Source organism: Sphingomonas sp. 10B4 (assembly GCF_035019905.1).
Classification (GTDB): Bacteria; Pseudomonadota; Alphaproteobacteria; order Sphingomonadales; family Sphingomonadaceae; genus Sphingomonas; species Sphingomonas glacialis.
On sequence record NZ_JASJVC010000182.1, the window covers coordinates 1 to 582 of the forward strand.

Here is a 582-nt window from a genome sequence, read left to right on the forward strand (position 1 = left end):
CGTGGGCTCGGAGATGTGTATAAGAGACAGCGGGGCCCCCGCTTTCGCGGGGGTGACGGGAGGGCTGCGCAGGCGAGACCGCAAACCGCGCCAGCGCCCACGCCGCGCCCGGCGTATCCGCCACCGCGACGCGCGCGGTGAAGCCGAGCCGGGCGAGGATGCGCACGATCCGCCGCGCCATCGCCGCTTCGCCGCCGAACAGATGCGCGACGCCGCTGATATCGAGGAACAGCCCGTCCTCGCCCGACGGCATCACCACCGGGCACCAGCGGCGCGCGGCAAGCGTCGCCAGCCGAAGCAACGCGGCGCGGTCGCCCGCGGGGTCGGCGGGGCGAATGTCGAGCTCGGGCACCAGCGCGCGCGCCTGCGTCACCGCCATGCCCGGCGCGAGCCCGAGCGCGCGCGCGGCGGGGCAGGCGGCGGCGATGACGAGCTGGTTGCCGGATTGGAGCGATGTGATGCGGGGCGGCGGGGGCGATTCTGCCACACCGCCGTTCGTCACCCCGGCCTTGTGCCGGGGTCCACCCGTTACCGCACCCTGCCGCCCGAGTGGAGGCGTGGACCTGTCTCTTATACACATCT

Annotated in this window: 1 pseudogene; it reads right to left on the bottom strand. The window is 74.1% G+C overall.

Annotated features, from left to right (window positions below):
* A pseudogene (locus QN347_RS19375) lies at nucleotides 1-487 on the bottom strand (DNA polymerase Y family protein); the annotation flags it as partial.
* Nucleotides 488-582 lie beyond the last annotated feature (95 nt).